The organism is Kitasatospora sp. NPDC017646, from assembly GCF_044329365.1.
Classification (GTDB): Bacteria; Actinomycetota; Actinomycetes; order Streptomycetales; family Streptomycetaceae; genus Kitasatospora.
Window position 1 is genome coordinate 1 of sequence record NZ_JBIRJC010000009.1, and the last position, 15,297, is coordinate 15,297.

The 15,297-nt window shown below is 70.6% G+C and carries 13 protein-coding genes, 2 rRNA genes and 1 riboswitch; of the genes, 13 read left to right on the top strand and 2 right to left on the bottom strand.

Annotated features, from left to right (window positions below; all coding sequences use genetic code 11):
- The 13 genes from ACH4J0_RS16145 to ACH4J0_RS16205 form a co-directional block, all read left to right on the top strand.
- Window positions 1-93 (top strand): 23S ribosomal RNA (locus ACH4J0_RS16145); the annotation flags it as partial.
- Between the two features lie 71 nt (window positions 94-164).
- Window positions 165-281: ribosomal RNA gene (gene rrf / locus ACH4J0_RS16150) — 5S ribosomal RNA — on the top strand.
- Window positions 282-380: 99 nt separating this feature from the next.
- Window positions 381-1,001, top strand: coding sequence for a CDP-alcohol phosphatidyltransferase family protein (locus ACH4J0_RS16155; RefSeq protein ID WP_396240471.1), 621 nt, complete (start codon window positions 381-383; stop codon window positions 999-1,001).
- A gap of 124 nt (window positions 1,002-1,125) precedes the next feature.
- On the top strand, window positions 1,126-3,621 hold the full coding sequence (locus tag ACH4J0_RS16160; protein ID WP_396240473.1) for a sugar phosphate nucleotidyltransferase: 2,496 nt from the start codon (window positions 1,126-1,128) through the stop codon (window positions 3,619-3,621).
- Between the two features lie 174 nt (window positions 3,622-3,795).
- On the top strand, window positions 3,796-4,878 hold the full coding sequence (locus tag ACH4J0_RS16165; RefSeq protein ID WP_396240475.1) for a DUF881 domain-containing protein: 1,083 nt from the start codon (window positions 3,796-3,798) through the stop codon (window positions 4,876-4,878).
- A complete protein-coding gene (locus tag ACH4J0_RS16170; RefSeq protein WP_030062488.1) occupies window positions 4,875-5,207 on the top strand; it encodes a small basic family protein in 333 nt (110 codons plus the stop codon). Before ACH4J0_RS16165 ends, ACH4J0_RS16170 begins: the two co-directional genes overlap by 4 nt.
- The gene (locus ACH4J0_RS16175; RefSeq protein WP_396240477.1) at window positions 5,191-6,297 is read left to right on the top strand and encodes a DUF881 domain-containing protein; all 1,107 of its coding nucleotides are present in this window, start codon (window positions 5,191-5,193) and stop codon (window positions 6,295-6,297) included. Before ACH4J0_RS16170 ends, ACH4J0_RS16175 begins: the two co-directional genes overlap by 17 nt.
- A gap of 226 nt (window positions 6,298-6,523) precedes the next feature.
- Window positions 6,524-7,402, top strand: a complete 879-nt coding sequence (locus tag ACH4J0_RS16180; protein WP_396240479.1) for an FHA domain-containing protein — start codon at window positions 6,524-6,526, stop codon at window positions 7,400-7,402.
- Between the two features lie 173 nt (window positions 7,403-7,575).
- The gene (locus ACH4J0_RS16185; RefSeq protein ID WP_396240938.1) at window positions 7,576-8,268 is read left to right on the top strand and encodes a MerR family transcriptional regulator; all 693 of its coding nucleotides are present in this window, start codon (window positions 7,576-7,578) and stop codon (window positions 8,266-8,268) included.
- Between the two features lie 101 nt (window positions 8,269-8,369).
- Complete coding sequence (locus tag ACH4J0_RS16190; protein ID WP_030062493.1) at window positions 8,370-8,846, top strand: bifunctional nuclease family protein; 477 nt, start codon at window positions 8,370-8,372, stop codon at window positions 8,844-8,846.
- A 223-nt stretch (window positions 8,847-9,069) separates the two neighbouring features.
- Window positions 9,070-9,714, top strand: coding sequence for a MerR family transcriptional regulator (locus tag ACH4J0_RS16195; protein WP_396240482.1), 645 nt, complete (start codon window positions 9,070-9,072; stop codon window positions 9,712-9,714).
- A 99-nt stretch (window positions 9,715-9,813) separates the two neighbouring features.
- Entirely contained in the window at window positions 9,814-10,536 is a 723-nt protein-coding gene (locus ACH4J0_RS16200; RefSeq protein WP_396240484.1) for a vancomycin high temperature exclusion protein, read from the top strand.
- Window positions 10,537-10,598: 62 nt separating this feature from the next.
- Window positions 10,599-11,984 (top strand): DNA polymerase IV, encoded by a 1,386-nt coding sequence (locus ACH4J0_RS16205; protein WP_396240486.1) that lies wholly within the window; start codon window positions 10,599-10,601, stop codon window positions 11,982-11,984.
- A 161-nt stretch (window positions 11,985-12,145) separates the two neighbouring features.
- On the opposite strand, the gene ACH4J0_RS16210 is transcribed toward ACH4J0_RS16205, so the two are convergent.
- Both ACH4J0_RS16210 and ACH4J0_RS16215 read right to left on the bottom strand, forming a co-directional pair.
- The gene (locus tag ACH4J0_RS16210; RefSeq protein ID WP_396240488.1) at window positions 12,146-13,633 is read right to left on the bottom strand and encodes an MFS transporter; all 1,488 of its coding nucleotides are present in this window, start codon (window positions 13,631-13,633) and stop codon (window positions 12,146-12,148) included.
- Between the two features lie 196 nt (window positions 13,634-13,829).
- On the bottom strand, window positions 13,830-14,861 hold the full coding sequence (locus tag ACH4J0_RS16215; RefSeq protein ID WP_396240490.1) for a PRC and DUF2382 domain-containing protein: 1,032 nt from the start codon (window positions 14,859-14,861) through the stop codon (window positions 13,830-13,832).
- A gap of 223 nt (window positions 14,862-15,084) precedes the next feature.
- Window positions 15,085-15,188: riboswitch (glycine riboswitch) on the top strand.
- The last annotated feature ends 109 nt before the right edge of the window (window positions 15,189-15,297 follow it).

The following is a 15,297-nucleotide window of genomic DNA, read 5'->3' on the forward strand; positions in this document are numbered from 1 at the left end:
GGCTCCCAGTAGACGACTGGGTTGATAGGCCGGATATGGAAGCCCTGTGAGGGGTGGAGTTGACCGGTACTAATAGGCCGAGGGCTTGTCCTCAGTTGCTCGCGTCCACTGTGTTGTTCTGAAACAACGACCGCCCTGTCGGCGGGTCGACAGTTTCATAGTGTTTCGGTGGTCATAGCGTGAGGGAAACGCCCGGTTACATTCCGAACCCGGAAGCTAAGCCTCACAGCGCCGATGGTACTGCAGGGGGGACCCTGTGGGAGAGTAGGACGCCGCCGAACAATTCTTCGAGAGAAGCCCCCGCCGGGTGAACCGGACGGGGGCTTCTCTGTTGTAAGGTCAACAGGCATTGTCGTGACACAGGACAGGAGGGCCCCCGGGTGGAGGTCCAGGAGACGCGGGTCCAGACCGATCGCGTCCTCACCATCCCCAACCTGCTGAGCATGGGCCGGCTGGTCGGCGTTCCGCTCTTTCTCTGGCTCATCCTGTGGCCCGCATTCGGCGGGCCCAAGAACGACGGTTGGGCGCTGCTGATCCTCGCGCTCAGCGGGGTCAGTGACTACCTCGACGGAAAGCTTGCCAGGCGGTGGGGGCAGATCAGTCGGGTGGGGCAGCTGCTGGACCCTCTGGCCGACCGGCTCTATGTGCTGTCCACGCTGGTCGGATTGACGTGGCGTGAGTTCCTGCCATGGTGGGTGACGGCGATTCTGCTGGCCCGGGAAGTCTTTATCGCGTCACTGCTGCCCATGCTGAACCGGCACGGTTACGGGCCGTTGCAGACGAGCTTTCTTGGGAAGGCCGCGACTTTCAACCTGATGTACGCGTTTCCGCTTCTGCTGCTCGGCGGTATCGACAGCTGGATCGCGCGGCCGGCCGAGGTGGTGAGCTGGGCCTTCATCTGGTGGGGGACCACGCTGTACTGGTGGTCGGCGATTCTTTACGCGGTTCAGGCGCGGCAGATCATCAAGGGTGCCGCTGCGGGCTCGGCGTCCACAACCTGAGACGTGATCTGAGAGAAGTCCCACGCCGTCCCGGTGCGTCGGACGAGACCTTCCGGGTAGAGAACCCTCTGGAACGGTTTGATGGACCTGTTGGTCCACCACCGCGAAGGAGGACGCACCCGTAATGAAAGCCGTAGTCATGGCAGGGGGCGAGGGTACCCGACTCCGCCCGATGACCTCCAGCATGCCGAAGCCGCTGCTTCCGGTCGCCAATATGCCGATCATGGAGCACGTGCTTCGGCTGTTGAAGCGGCACGGCCTCTCGGACACCGTCGTCACCGTCCAGTTCCTGGCGTCTCTCGTCAAGAACTACTTCGGTGACGGTGAGGAACTGGGCATGCATCTCACCTATGCCCATGAAGAGACGCCACTCGGCACTGCGGGGAGTGTCAAGAACGCCGAAGACGCGCTCAAGGACGATTCCTTTCTGGTGATCTCCGGTGACGCGCTGACCGATTTCGATCTCTCTGAACTGATCGAGTTTCACCGTAGTAAGAACGCACTGGTCACGGTCTGTCTCACCAGGGTGCCGAACCCGCTGGAGTTCGGTATCACGATCACGGACGAGGAGGGGCGCGTCGAGCGTTTCCTGGAGAAGCCGACCTGGGGGCAGGTCTTCTCCGACACCGTGAACACGGGCATCTACGTGATGGAGCCCGAGGTCTTCGACTACGTCGCGGCGGGTGAGTCCGTCGACTGGTCGAGCGACGTCTTCCCCCAGCTCCTGAAGGAGGGCAAGCGGGTCTACGGATACGTCGCCGAGGGCTACTGGGAGGACGTGGGCACCCACGAGAGCTATGGCAAGGCCCAGGCGGACGTCCTGGAGGGCAAGGTCGACGTCGAGCTGGAGGGCTTCGAGATCTCGCCGGGCGTCTGGGTGGCCGAGGGCGCGGAGGTGGACCCGGAGGCCGTGCTCCGCGGGCCGCTGTACATCGGGGACTACGCCAAGGTCGAGGCCGGCGTCGAGATCCGTGAGCACACCGTGCTCGGCAGCAACGTGGTGGTCAAGCGCGGTGCGTTCCTGCACAAGGCGGTGGTGCACGACAACGTCTACATCGGCCCGCAGAGCAATCTGCGGGGCTGTGTGGTGGGCAAGAACACCGATGTGATGCGGGCCGCGCGGATCGAGGACGGCGCGGTGATCGGGGACGAGTGCCTGGTCGGCGAGGAGTCGATCATCGGCGCCAACGTCCGGGTCTACCCGTTCAAGACCATCGAGGCCGGCGCCGTGGTCAACACCTCGGTGATCTGGGAGTCGCGCGGCCAGGAACACCTCTTCGGTGTCCGGGGCGTCTCCGGCATCCTGAACGTCGAGATCACCCCGGAGCTGGCCGTCCGGCTGGCCGGTGCCTACGCCACGACGCTGAAGAAGGGCGCGACCGTCACCATTGCGCGTGACCACTCGCGTGGTGCGCGTGCGCTCAAACGGGCGATGATCTCGGCGCTGCAGACCTCCGCGATTGACGTCCGCGACCTGGAGAACGTGCCGATGCCGGTGGCCCGGCAGCACACCGCACGGGGGAGTGCCGGAGGGATCTTCCTGCGGACCACGCCGGGGGTGCCGGACTCGCTGGACGTCCTCTTCTTCGACGAGCGCGGGGCGGACCTGTCCCAGGCCGGGCAGCGCAAGCTCGACCGGGTCTACGCGCGCCAGGAGTACCGGAGGGCCTTCCCGGGTGAGATCGGGGACCTGACCTTCCCGTCCAGCGTGTTCGACTCCTACGCGGGCAACCTGCTTCGGACGGTCGACATCACCGGGGTCCGGGAGGCCGGGCTGAAGGTGGTGGTGGACACCGCCCACGGCAGTGCCGGGCTGGTCCTGCCCAGCATCCTCGGCCGGCTCGGGGTGGAAGCGCTCACCGTCTCCACCGGCCTGGACGAGGCGCGGCCGACCGAGGACGCGGAGACCCGGCGGGCCGGGCTGGCCAGGCTCGGCGAGCTGGTGGCCTCCTCGCGGGCGGCCTTCGGCGTCCGGTTCGACCCGGTCGGCGAGCGGGTCGCGTTCGTGGACGAGCTCGGCCGGGTGATCGACGACGACCGGGCGCTGCTGGTGCTGCTGGACCTGGTCGCGGCCGAGCGCCGCAGCGGTCAGGTGGCACTGCCGGTGACCACGACCCGGATCGCCGAGCAGGTCGCCGCCTACCACGGCACGCAGGTCATCTGGACCACGACGACGCCGGACGACCTCGCGAAGGCGGCCTCCGCCGAGGGCACGGTGTTCGGCGGGGACGGACGTGGCGGGTTCGTGGTGCCCGAGTTCAGCGGCGTGCTGGACGGTGCCGCGGCCTTCGTGCGACTGGTCGGCCTGGTGGCCCGGACCCAGCTCACGCTGAGCCAGATCGACGCGCGGATCCCGCAGGCGCACATCCGGCGCCGGGACATCGCGACGCCGTGGGCGGCGAAGGGCATGGTGATGCGCTCGGTGGTGGAGGCGGCCGGAAGCCGACGGCTGGACACCACGGACGGCGTGCGGGTGGTCGAGGCGGACGGGCGCTGGACGCTGGTCCTGCCGGACCCGGCCGAGGCGGTCACCCACCTGTGGGCCGAGGGCCCGGACGACGAGGCGACCGAGGCGCTGCTGGACGAGTGGGCGGCCGTGGTCGAGGGCGCGGGGCGGTGACGGCCTGAGCGGAGCAGCCCTCTGAACGGCGGGGCGTGCGGTGTGGTCCGCGCGCCCCGTTGTCCTTTTTCACATCATTCGGAACGGTCCATCACTTTCCGTCGATGTGTGCGGCGTGTGTGCAGTTCAGGGGCCGTGCACGGGCCCCTCGGCCGTCATGGGACGATGGTCCGCATGCCAGCGACGCCGACGCCGAGTGCCCCGAACGGACGGTACAACCGTCCGGACGCCTCGATGTCCCTGCTGACCAATGTGATGGACCACAGCCTGGACGAGGGCTACGCTGAGGCGGCCGCGGCCCGGGGCGGTGACCACGACAGCCGGATACCCCGGACCCTGAGGGGTCTGCTGACGCTGGGCGCCGGACTGGCGCTGGTCGGAGCGGTGGTGACGGTCGGCGCGGTGAACGCGCACAAGGCGGAGCCGACGCTGGCCAAGGAGCGGGACGCGCTGATCCACCGGATCAACGACAGCAACGGCTCGGCGGACCACCTCCAGAAGGAGGTCCAGGACCTGCGGCGCAAGGTCGACGACACCCAGCAGGCGCTCGCCTCCGGGGACGGCGGGGCGGCCGGTCTGACCGACCAGGTGGGGCTGGGAGAGGTCACCGGGCCCGGGGTGAAGCTGGTCCTGGAGGACGCCGTCGGCACCGGGAGCGGGGGCAACGTCGACCCGCGGGCCGGACAGGGCTTCTCGAACAGCGGCCGACTGCGCGACCGCGACCTTCAGCTGGTGGTGAACGGGCTGTGGGGCTCCGGCGCGGAGGCCGTCTCGATCAACGGGCAGCGGCTGACCGCGCTGTCGGCGATCCGCGCGGCGGGCGAGGCGGTGCTGGTGGACAACCGGCCGCTGGTGCCGCCGTACAACATCCAGGCGATCGGGGACGGGCCGAAGCTCCTCACCGCCTTCGAGAACGACATGGCCGGGCAGTACCTGCGGTTGCTGGTGGAGAAGTACGGCATCAGGTCGACGCTCTCCGCGCAGAAGAGCCTGACGCTGCCGGCGGCTGTGGGCGTGACGCTGCGGACCGCCCAGCCGGTCACCCCGGAGCCCTCGCCCATGGCGACGTCCTCGGCCACCTCGTCGGCCGCCTCCACGACCGGCCCGAGCGGGAGCCCGTCGGGTGGCCCGGGAACCTCGGAGAGTCCCGGAGCGTCCGTTTCACCGTCCGCGACCAGCGGCGGACCGACCGCGAAGCGGCGCCCGACCGGCGGATCCGCCAAGACCACCACAGGGACAGGAGCAGCTAGACCGTGATTGCCGTACTGGGTCTCGTGATCGGGGTGGTCGTCGGCCTCTTCGTCCAACCCGAGGTGCCCGACGCCGTCGTGCCCTACCTGCCGATCGCGGTGGTGGCGGCCCTGGACGCGGTGTTCGGCGGCGTCCGGGCGATGCTGGACGGGATCTTCAACGACAAGGTCTTCATCGTCTCGTTCCTGTCGAACGTGGTGGTCGCGGCGCTGATCGTCTTCCTGGGTGACCAGCTCGGCGTCGGCTCGCAGTTGTCCACGGGTGTGGTCGTCGTCCTCGGCATCCGCATCTTCTCCAACGCGGCCGCGATCCGGCGCCATGTCTTCCGGGCCTGAGCCGCGCCGCGAGGAGGCGGCGAAGGAGGAAGGGAAGAAGGCGGCGGTGCCGGTGGTCGATGAGACCGCGGCGAAGCCGGCCGAGGCGTCCGTTCCGGAGGAGTCGGAACAGCCGGAGCAGCCGGAGCAGCCGGGGGCGGCCGAGTCGGTCGAGGAGGCTGCTGGAGCCGCGGTTGAAGCCGAGGTCGAGGCGGAGCCGGAGGAGCCTGACGCTGAGGCTGAGCTTGAGGTCGCCTCGGAGGAGCCGGAGCCGCCGGTATCGCTCGTGAAGGCGGCTGAGCTCGAGCAGGAGCCGGCCGAGGCCGTGGAACCGCCGGAGCCCGCCGAGCCGGAGGCCGCCGAGGAGCGGCCCGGCGTGGACCGGAACGCCGGTCGGCGGCGGCTGCAGGCGGCACTGTGGCCGCCGCGGCTGTCGCGCGGGCAACTGGTGGTGGCCCTGCTGCTGTTCTCGCTCGGCCTGGCGCTGGCAATCCAGGTGCGTTCGACCAACGACCACCACAACCAGCTGCGCGGAGCCCGGCAGGAGGACCTGGTCCGGATCCTCGACGAACTGGACAGTCGTCAGCAGCGTCTCCAGCAGGAGAAGGCGGAGCTCGAGCAGTCCCTGGGCAAGTTGGAGAACAGCTCCAACCAGGCCAAGGAGGCCCAGGAGCAGACCAGGAAGAAGATGACGGAACTGGGCGTGCTGGCCGGTACGGTCAAAGCCACAGGCCCGGGCATCGTACTCACGGTCGACGATCCCCAAGGGCTGGTGAAGGCAGATATGCTGCTGGACACCTTGCAGGAACTTCGAGCGGCGGGGGCGGAGGCGATTCAGATCAACGATGTGCGCGTGGTGGTCAACACCTACTTCACCGACCTGTCGGGCGGTGGGGTGCAGATCGACGGGAAGAAGGTCTCGCCACCGTACCGGTTCACCGTCGTGGGGAACCCGCAGGATCTGACGCCCGCGCTGAACATCCCGGGAGGCGTCGTCCGTACCCTTGAGAGCCACCAGGCGCGGGCGACGATCACCGAGCAGCAGAAGGTGGTCGTCGACGCCCTCGTGGACTTGAAGTCGCCGCAGTACGCCAAGCCGGCTTCGAAGTGACGGGGCGCTCGGCGAACGGCCCGTCAAGGGCGGGCGGCACCCGGTGCGGGGCGCCGTCGTCGCGTGGGAGAGACTGGTTCGCACCAGTACGCTCCGTAGCACCAACCGCAGCAACAACCGTCGGAGTACCACTCCAGCGGGCCCGGGCAGCAACCGGGCCCGCAGCCTGTCCGAGGTTCTCACCCTGCCCCGCGGGCGGGTCTGTCACACGCAAGGGGATTCGCCCGTGAGTTTCTTCTCGAAGTTGTTCGGTCGCAACAAGGGCCGTGACGCCGCCGCCGTCGAGGCGCCGACCGCGCGGCACCGCCGGGCGGAGGACGAGCCCGCGGTGCCGGGCATGCGTACCGCTCCCGAGGCCGGGACCTACGCCGGACAGCAGCTGTACCGGGACGGCGCCGCCCAGTACGCCGGGAATCCGGCGGGCTACGGCGCGTCGGTTGACCCCTCCGGCGACCCGCGCATAGGTTTCCCGTCAGGACCCTCAAGCTCTGGTGGAGGGTTCGCACCGGACCCGTACGCCGGGCACAACCCGTCGGGTGTGCCGCGCCAGGAGGCTGTGAACATGGCTGGCCCCACTCCGTGCCCCAGGTGCGGCAACCAGAACCCGGCCGCGGCCCGCTTCTGTTCCAACTGCGGCACCGCGCTGCGAGGCGGCCTGCTGCCCGAGGGGGCGGCGGAGACCACGTCGACCATCTCGATCTCCGGCCTGGAGTCCTACGACCCCTCCGCCACGACGGGCACCGGTACCACTCCGGCCCTGTCGGCCGAGGTCCTGTCGGCGATCGACGCGCTGCCGCCGGGTTCGGCCCTGCTGATCGTCCAGCGCGGCCCGAACTCGGGCAGCCGGTTCCTGCTGGACTCGGACGTCACCACGGCGGGTCGTCACCCGCAGGGTGACATCTTCCTGGACGACGTCACTGTCTCCCGGCGCCACGTGGAGTTCCGCCGCACCACGGCCGGCTTCAGCGTCGCCGACGTGGGCAGCCTGAACGGCACCTACGTCAACCGGGAGCGGATCGATGAGGTGCCGCTGAACAACGGCGACGAGGTGCAGATCGGGAAGTACCGGCTGGTGTTCTTCGCCGGCCACAACCGGGGGTACTGAAACCAACATCGGCGGGAGCCCGAGTGAATACGAATACCCCTTCCTCTTCTCTCGGGGCGGCCAACCCTGCGTCATCCTCCGGTCCGCAGGCGGACCGGGGCGGGCGCGGGGTGGTCGCGGGTCCCAGACAGCCGGACCGGCCCGCCGGGCGGCGGCGCGGCGGTGACGAACTGCTGAGCATCGGCGCGGTGCTGGCCTTCCTGCGGGACGACTTCCCCGAAGTGACCATCTCCAAGATCCGTTTCCTGGAGGCGGAGGGGCTGGTCGAGCCGCAGCGCACCCCCTCGGGGTACCGCAAGTTCAGCCCGTCCGACGTCGAGCGGCTGGCGTACGTGCTGCGGATGCAGCGGGACCACTACCTGCCGCTGCGGGTGATCCGCGAACACCTGGACGCGATCGAGCGCGGAGAGGCCCCGCCCGCGCTGCCGCCCGCGGCCGACACCCGGCCCGGCCCGCTGGAGGAGGCCGACCGCGAAATGGTGGCCTCGGCCGACATCGCCTCCGGGGTCCGCCTGGGGCGGGCCGAGCTGCTGGCCGCGGCCGAGGCCGGTGAACAGGAGCTGGCCGAGTGGGAGTCGTACGGGCTGGTCGCGCCGGGCCCGGACGGCGGGTACGACGGGGAGGCGCTCCAGGTGGCCCGGCTGGTCGCCGAGCTCGGCCGGTACGGACTGGAACCGCGGCACCTGAGGGCCATGAAGGCGGCGGCGGACCGCGAGATCGCGCTGGTGGAGCAGGTGGTGGCGCCGCTGCGGCGGCACCGGAACCCGCAGACCCGGGCGCACGCGGAGGCCACCGCGCGGGAGCTGGCGACGCTGTCCGTACGGCTGCACGCCGCCATGGTCCAGGCCGGGCTGCGCACCCGTTGAAGGGCCCCCGGAGCGTCCGCGGCGCGACCGGTGCACCGCGCTGACCAGCGGCGTCGGCCCTGCGCTTTCATATCCGGGGTCGGAGCCATAGGGTTGCCTGTGTGAATGAGCTCGACGTCGTGGGTGTCCGAGTGGAGATGCCTTCCAACCAGCCGATCGTGCTGTTGCGGGAGGTCGGGGGAGATCGATACCTGCCGATCTGGATCGGCCCCGGCGAGGCGACCGCGATCGCCTTCGCCCAGCAGGGCATGACTCCGGTGCGCCCGCTGACGCACGACCTGTTCAAGGACGTCCTGGAAGCGCTCGGCCAGCAGCTCACCGAGGTCCGGATCACCGACCTGCGGGAGGGTGTGTTCTACGCCGAGCTGGTGTTCGCCGGCGGGGTCGAGGTGAGTGCCCGGCCGTCCGACGCGATAGCGCTGGCCCTGCGCACCGGCACGCCGATCTACGGGAGCGAGGAGGTGCTCGCCGAGGCGGGCATCGCGATCCCGGACGAGCAGGAGGACGAGGTCGAGAAGTTCCGCGAGTTCCTCGACCAGGTGTCGCCCGAGGACTTCGGCGGTGGCGGTCCGCAGTAGTGCGGACGGTTCGGTCAGCCTTTTAGCGCGCCGTTTTGCCAAAAACCGTCCATCTACCCACACTGGGGGCACGAAAAACCACTCTCCTGAGTGACGTGGTTTGTCTGACCCGGCGTGGCGATCGTTGACGGGTCATAGGGGACTGCCTACCGTCAGGAGTGGCTGTCCGGGTGGCCGATGCCCGCAGTCGGGTTGCCCGCAGCACGAGCGGACGGAGGTAGGCATGAGCAGCACCGGCGATGAGGCGGCCGTGGGAGGCCTGTGCGCCGTGCACATGCCGCGCACCGCTCGCACCGTATCGGACCTGCCCAGGATGAGCAGGTTCCCGGCCGTCCAGCCGGGCCAGCCCGCGATCGAGCGGCTGGCCCCGACGTCCGAACTGCTCGGTTTCCGCGGCCCGACGGCCTGTGCGGCGGCCGGCATCACCTACCGCCAGTTGGACTACTGGGCCCGCACCGGGCTCTTGGAACCCAGCGTCCGGACCGCGTACCCGGCGACCAGTCAGCGGCTCTACAGCTTCCGCGACGTCCTGCTGCTCAAGATCGTGAAGCGGCTGCTCGACGCGGGCGTCTCGCTGCAGAACATCCGGGTGGCCGTAGCCCATCTGCAGTCCGCCGAGCAGGCCGACCTGACCGGGCTGACGCTGATGTGTGACGGTGCGACGGTGTACGAGTGCACCACGCCGCAGCAGGTGGTCGATCTGCTGAAGGGTGGTCAGGGGGTGTTCGGCATCGCGGTGGGAGCGGTCTGGCAGGAGCTGGAGCTGACCCTCGGGCGGCTGCACGCGGAGCGGACCGACACCGGCGAGACGCTGGTGGGGAACGATCCGGCGGACGAGCTGGCGCAGCGGCGCAACCGGGCGGTCTGACCGAGCGGTCGTTTCGACGGGGCCGTGGCCCGGAACGGGGAACCGTTCCGGGCCACGGCCCCGTCGTGTTGCCTGGTGAAGCGATCAAGGGAGGGGCACGTGGAGGCTGGCACCGGGATATCGGAGTTGCTGCGGCGCCGGGCCGGGGGGCTGCGGGCGCGACTGCGGGAGCGCCGGACGCAGCGCAGGGTGTTCCAGGTGACGACGCTGCTGTGCTCGTTGGCGCTGGCGCCGAGTGCCTGGCTGTGGCTCGAGGCGGGGGACCGGGTGGGCACGGTGGAGAGCGCGCCGTCGGCGCCGGTGGCGGTGGTCTTCGGCGCCGGGCTGGACCAGGGCAGGCCGTCGCCGTACCTGGAGCACCGGCTGGTGGCGGCGCTGGACCTCTACCGGGAGGGCAAGGTGAAGGCGATCCTGGTGACCGGGGACAACGGGCGGACCGAGTACGACGAGCCGGACGCGATGTACCGGTACCTGACCGAGCACGGGGTCCCGGGGGACCGGGTGGTCCGGGACTACGCGGGCTTCGACACCTGGAACTCCTGCACCCGGGCGCACCGGATCTTCGGGGTGGACCGCGCGGTGCTGGTCAGCCAGGACTTCCACGTCCGGCGGGCGCTGGCGCTGTGCGAGGCGGCGGGGATCCGCTCGTACGCGGTCGGCGTGCCGGAGCCGCACGACACCACCTGGCTGTACGGCGGGCTGCGGGAGGTCGCCGGGGCGGGCAAGGCGGCCGTCAACGTCTGGCTGCGGCCGGATCCGGTGTTCCTCGGCCCCAAGGAGGACGGCATCCCGAAGGCGCTGGCGGAGGCCGCGAAGCAGTAGGGCGGGGCGGGGCGTCGGCCGGGTTCGTACGCACTGTCGGACCCGTGCGCGATGATCGGCGGGTGCGATCTCTGCCGAGCATCATCCACCTCGACATGGACGCCTTCTTCGCGGCGGTGGAGCAGGCGGCCAAGCCCAGCCTGCGCGGGAAGCCGGTGATCGTTGGCGGGCTGGGCGGGCGCGGGGTGGTCTCCACGGCCTCGTACGAGGCGCGGAGGTTCGGGGTGCACTCGGCGATGCCGATGGCGCAGGCGCGCCGGCTGTGCCCGAACGCGGCCTTCCTGACCGGGCGCTTCGAGGCGTACCGGCAGAACAGCGAGATCGTGATGGGGCTGCTGCGCGAGCTGTCGCCGTTGGTGCAGCCGCTGAGCCTGGACGAGGCCTTCGTCGACCTGGAGGCCGGTCCCTACGGCCCGGTGCTGGCGGAGGCGGACCACGAGACCGGGGAGCGGCTGGTGCTCGCCCTGGCGGAGGACCTGCGGGCGGACATCCAGCGGCGCACCGGGCTGACCGGCTCGGTCGGGGCGGCGGGCTCCAAGCTGATGGCGAAGATCGCCTCCGAGCAGGCCAAGCCGGACGGGCTGGTGCTGATCGAGCCGGGGCAGGAGCGGGCGGTGCTCGGCCCGATGCCGGTCCGGGCGCTGCCCGGGATCGGGCCGGCCACCGAGCAGGTGCTGCGGCGGGCCGGCCTGAGCACGGTGGCCGACCTGGCGGACGCGGGGGAGGCGGAGCTCGTCCAGCTGCTCGGGCGGGCGCACGGCGCCGGGATCTTCCAGATGTCGACAGGCCTGGACGAGCGGCCGGTGGTGGCCGACCAGGACGCCAAGTCGGTCTCGGTGGAGGACACCTACGAGGTGGACCTGGCCGACCGGGACCGGGTGCTGCGCGAGGTGGAGTCGCTGGCCGGCCGCTGCGTGCGGCGGCTGCGGGCGGCCGGGCGCTCGGGCCGGACGGTGGTGCTCAAGGTCCGGCGGTTCGACTTCTCGACGCTGACCCGCTCGGAGACCCTGGGCGGGCCGACCGACGACGAGGCGGTGATCACCTCGACGGCGCGGCGCCTCGCCGAGCAGGTGGACATCACCGGCGGGGTCCGGCTGCTGGGGGTGGGCGTGGCCCAACTGGCCGACTACACCCAGGAGGACCTGTTCGCGCAGGCGCTGCGGGAGGAGGCGGCGGAGCACGCCGAGGCGGCCGAGGCGGCGGTGGCCGAGGAGGAGCCGGAGGAACCGGTGGTGCGCCGCTGGATGCCGGGACAGGACGTCCACCACGCCGAGTTGGGGCCCGGCTGGGTGCAGGGCAGCGGGGTCGGGCGGGTGACCGTGCGGTTCGAGACGCCGTGGAGCGGGCCGGGGCGGGTGCGGACCTTCGCGGTGGACGATCCGGCGCTGGAGCCGGCCCGGCCGCTGCCGCTGCGGAAGGCCGAGGAACCCGGCGCGGAGGGGGTCTGAACGGGGGGAAGGGGAACGGAACGCGGAACGGCCCCACCCGGTGGAAGTACCGGGTGGGGCCGCATACCGTGCCGGACTCCGGACGGTCGTGATGCCCTCGCGACCGAGCGGAGACCGGGGCCCGCGCGTCCTGTCCCTGAGCGCGCGGGCCGGACGCCTCGTCAGGCGTCGGTCTTGGCCAGCTCGGGGCTGGAGTCCTGGCGGGCCGAGCCGCCGCCGACGGCGGCGGCCGGCTTGGTGCGGATCAGGAAGGGGACGGCGCCGGCGATGACGCAGACGACGGCCGTGGTCCAGAACGCGTGCTTGTAGGCGTCCAGGGTGGGCAGCAGCACCGGGAGCTTGATCGGGAACTTCATGGTGTCGCCGGTCAGGATGGCGGTCATCACGGCGGTGCCGATCGCGCCGCCGACGGTGCGCAGCACCGAGTTCATGCCGTTGGCGATGCCGCTCTGCTCGACCGGGACGGCGCCGTTGATGAAGGCCGGCATCGCGGCGAAGGCGAGGCCGATGCCGAGGCCGAAGATGGCGGAGGCGGTGTAGATGTCGCCCTCGTGGCTGTGTCGCAGGGCCAGGTAGGCCATCGCGACCGCGCCCAGGACGCCACCGAGGACGAGCGGCAGGCGCGGGCCGCGGCGGGCGATCAGCAGCGCGCCGACCGGGGCGGCCACCATCGAGCCGATGGCGGACGGCAGCAGCATCACACCGGCGTGCAGGACGGTCGCGGTGAAGCCGTAGTGGGCCAGCTTCTCCGGGGTCTGGGCGAAGTTGCTGATGACCATGAACGAGCCGTACATGCCGAAGCCGATGAGCAGGCCGGCCAGGTTGGTGAAGGCCACGGCCGGGCGGGACATCATCTTGAGGTCGACCAGCGGGTGCGAGACCTTGGTCTCGATGACGCCCCAGACCAGGGCCACCACGGCGGCGACGGCGAACAGGCCGAGGGTCTTGGTGGAGGTCCAGCCCCAGTGGTTGCCCTGGCTGACCGCGACCAGCAGGGCGGAGAGCCAGGCGGCCAGGGTGAGGGCACCGAGCGGGTCGGCGCCGCCCTCCTTGTCGGTCACCGGGTCGGTCGGGACGCGGAAGGCGACCAGGGCGACCGCGATCAGGCCGAAGATCAGGCCCATCCAGAAGATCGACTTGTAGTTCCAGTGCTCCAGCAGCAGGCCGGTGGCGACCAGGCCGAGGCCGGAGCCGACGCCCATCGAGGCGCTGATGGCGGCGACACCGCCGGTCACCTTCTGCTTGGGCAGCTCGTCGCGGACGATGCTGATCGCCAGCGGCATCACGCCACCGCCGGCGCCCTGGAGGACACGGGCGACGACCAGCCAGGTGAAGGAGTGGGTGCTGACCGCCAGGGCCGAACCGGCGACCAGTCCGGCCAGCGAGATCAGCAGCATGGGCTTGCGGCCCCGGAGGTCGCCGAAGCGGCCCAGCAGGGGAGTCAGCACGGCGGCGGACAGCAGGTTGGCGGTCATCAGCCAGGTGATGTTGGAGCCGGAGACGTCCAGTTCCTTGGCCAGCGACGGCAGGATCGGGACGACCGCGGTCTGCACCACGCTGAACGACAGCATCGCCAGGATGAGGGCCGGCAGGACCCGGGCGTTGCTCTGCTTCTCGGCCGCGGTGGTGGGCTGTGGTGCCTCACTCACGGTTGCTTCCTCCCGTACATAGTGAATGAACTGAAGTAACTCTGCCGGTAGATACTTCAGAGTGTCAAATATCGAGTGGTTAAGGTTTGGCAAAGCTGAAAGGTTTGCCTGCCCTCGGCCGGGACATGAGGGCGTGACAAGGGCCCCGGATCGGGGGGACCGGGGCCCTTGAGCAGCGTTGATGGAGGTGGCGCGGTCAGACCAGGGGGCGCCGGGCGGCGGGGCGGGAGCCGTCGGAGGCCGTGCTCATCTGGCCGTTCGTCGGGTGCGGCGCGGTGGCGGCAGGGGTGTCGCCGTGAACCTCGACGCTTTCGCGGCGGAGCTCGTCCCGGATCACCTCCTCCTCGGTATACCGCTCGATCACCAGGCGGACCCGCTCGATCGGGGACAGGTACTTGCGGACCACCGGCCGCTCCTCACGGAGCGTGACCTCCTCCACCGCTTCGGCGATCTCCTGCTCGGTGAGCGAGGCGCGTTCGGCGTCGCTGACCGGAATCCGCTCCACCCGGATCCGCTCGCGGACCACCGGGACGCGGCGCTCGACCTGCTCGCTGGTCACGTACTTGCGCAGCTTCGCGGTGCCCAGGATGTGCCACTCGGTGGTGATGTCCAGCCGCTCCGCGCGGCAGGTGATCTCGATCGGCTTGCTGGGCGCCGAGGCGTCGGCGGTGCCGGCCGTGGCCGCGGTCGGGAAGGCGCCGGACGGTTCGGCCTGCGGCCTGGGCTCGAAGGCGGCGGCGGGCGGTGCGGGGGTGCTGAGCGCTTGCGCGGGGGCCTCCGGGGCGGTGCTGGTGGTGGTGAACGTCGGGTCGGATTCCGGGGAGTGGAAGGCGAGCGGCGTGGCCGACCGGGTGCCGAAGTCGAGGTCGGGCTGGGCGGTCAGGTCGGGTTCTCCGGCGGCCGGGCGGCCGTCCAGCCGGATGTCGAGGCCGTAGTAGCGGTAGAGCTGGAGCTCCTGGGCGGGTGAGAGGTGCTGGCCCACGCCGAAATCCGGTGAGTCCTTGACCAGCGACTTGTCGTAGGGCACCCGGAGCTCCTCGCCGGAGAACTCGCTCGTGGTGAGTGGGACGAAGGCGTCCCGGCCGAAGATGCCGGTGCGGACGGCCGCCCACTCCGGCTGCCCGGTGGCGTCGTCCAGGTACACCTCGTCGACCGTGCCGATCTTGTCTCCGTTGCGGTCGACGGCTTTGTGGCCGATGAGGTCGCGGGGGTCGATCTCGGTCTGCACGCTTTCCTCCAGTGCGCTGCGCCTGCGGAAGTCCCACAGATCGGCGACCGGATTGCCCGTCCCGTCCGCCACTTCACACCAAAAGGCATGAATCGGACGCACGCGACCGGGGTGCGGCCGGACGGGTCGGCGGGGGGCCGTCCGGGGGACGCGCGTAGACCTCGAGTGACCAGACGCACCCGTGATCGGAAGGCCTCCCGCTGGTACCCTGGGCGGCGACCGCCGAGCCCGCTCGGGAGAGTCCCCGACAGTGAAAACCGCTGGTCGGGGCGCCGAAGGAGCAACTCCTCCCCGGAATCTCTCAGGCATCCGTACCGTGCGGGATAGGTCACTCTGGAAAGCAGGGCAGGACCGCCGGCGCGGGAGCCGGCGATCACCACCCTCACCGACGGTGCAAGCCGACGGAGCGCCACAGCGCGACGTGCGGGCGAAGCTC

Excerpts from the sequence above, each read along its gene's own strand:
- ACH4J0_RS16175 (WP_396240477.1), top strand. The coding sequence starts at position 5,191 with ATGTCTTCCGGGCCTGAGCCGCGCCGCGAGGAGGCGGCGAAGGAGGAA.
- ACH4J0_RS16195 (WP_396240482.1), top strand. The coding sequence starts at position 9,070 with ATGAGCAGCACCGGCGATGAGGCGGCCGTGGGAGGCCTGTGCGCCGTG.
- ACH4J0_RS16165 (WP_396240475.1), top strand. The coding sequence starts at position 3,796 with ATGCCAGCGACGCCGACGCCGAGTGCCCCGAACGGACGGTACAACCGT.
- ACH4J0_RS16160 (WP_396240473.1), top strand. The coding sequence starts at position 1,126 with ATGAAAGCCGTAGTCATGGCAGGGGGCGAGGGTACCCGACTCCGCCCG.